Annotated in this window: 2 pseudogenes; both read left to right on the top strand. The window is 60.5% G+C overall.

Features of this window, described 5'->3' with window-relative positions:
• Positions 1-1,255 (top strand): annotated as a pseudogene (locus EOA60_RS32445) (ABC transporter); the annotation flags it as partial.
• A 3-nt stretch (positions 1,256-1,258) separates the two neighbouring features.
• Positions 1,259-1,513, top strand: a pseudogene (locus tag EOA60_RS32440) (hypothetical protein); the annotation flags it as partial.

The raw sequence follows: 1,513 nt of genomic DNA, 5'->3' as shown, positions 1-1,513 counted from the left end.
GGGTAGGCTCCTCGACGAGCCGGACATCCTGCTCGTCGAGGAGCCTACCCAGGGCGTGGACGTAGGCGCGCGATCGGAAATCTACTCCATACTTCGCTCTATTGCCGGCAAAGGTACCACCATCCTTGTGCTGTCGTCCGACGCAACCGAGATAGCAGGCCTTTGCGATCGGGTCGTCGTCTTTTCGCGCGGTCAGGTCGTCGCAGAATTGAAGGGCGATGACGTCACCGAAAGCAGCATAACCAGCGCAGTGCTGACAACGAAGACAGTGCGCGAGAAGCGCGGCAATGCGGCAAGCGCCCTGCGCGCCTGGGCGGCAGGCAATTGGTCGCCGGTGGCCATGGTGGCGATCGCGATATTGCTGGTCGGCCTTGTCGGAACATATCTCAACGAATTCTACCTGACCCCGCGCAATTTCGGTGGACTTCTTGCCCTTGTCGCGACGCTTACGCTGGTCGCATACGGCCAGCAGCTTGTCATGCTGATCGGTGGTATCGACCTGTCGGTCGGGCCGCTCATGGGATTGGTAGGCGTGGTCGGGTCGTTCTACCTAACGGCGGACCATTTTGCTGGCGATTACTGGATAGGGTTCGCCCTCATGATGGCGGTCGCGCTGTGCTTAGGCATCGTGAACTGGATACTTGTCGATCCTCTCGAGTTCCATCCGATGGTTGGAACCCTGATAACCTACATGGCGGTCCAGGCCATTTCGCTTTTGTTGCGTCCTGCGCCTGACGGGATGATCGACTACGACCTCATCGATGCGATCACGTCGCGCGTCGGCTTCGTTCCGTTGCTGTTCATTGGCGCTCTGCTGCTCGGGCTTGTCCTGGAATTTTTGCTCTATCGGTCCCTGCTTGGCGTCAGTCTCAGGGGGCTGGGTTCCCGTGAAGATGTCGCAAATCTCGTCGGCATCGCCCCAAGGCGAATGAAGTTCATCGCCTATGTCGGATGCTCGCTGCTCGCCGGCCTTGCCGGCATCGCCCTCATGACGCAGGTCGGCATCGGCAATCCGACCGCCGGCGTGAACTACACGCTTTCCAGCGTGGCTGCGGCGGTCATTGGCGGCGCGAGCCTGATGGGCGGCAGGGGCTCGTTCCTGGGGGCGTTTCTTGGCGCGCTGCTCGTCATACAGGTCAATTCTGTCGCGGCATTCCTCGGCCTGCGGGATGCTTGGCAGTTCCTGTTCCTTGGGATCGTAATTCTGTTCAGCGTGGCCTTCTATTCGAAGAGCCGCCAGGTTTACGAGACCTGACACATGAACCAGTCCATCGGTGAAACCCCGTCATTGGCGCAGCCTTCAACTGCCGCCCGACCTGCCAACTGGCGCTCGATGACGCGCATAAACCAGTATCAGTGGGTCTGGCCGGGCACGATCGTCCTCTTCGTGCTGAGCTACTTCGTGGCGCCCGGAACGCTGAGGTCCGCATCCATTTTCACCATGCTACCTTTCGCGGCAATGCTGGCGGTGGTGGCGATCGGTCAGACGCTGGTCGTGCAGCAGCGCGGGATC

Origin of the sequence: Mesorhizobium sp. M1A.F.Ca.IN.020.06.1.1 (genome assembly GCF_004023265.1) — a bacterium.
Taxonomy (GTDB): Bacteria; Pseudomonadota; Alphaproteobacteria; order Rhizobiales; family Rhizobiaceae; genus Mesorhizobium.
This window is presented reverse-complemented; position numbering and strand designations above follow the sequence as displayed.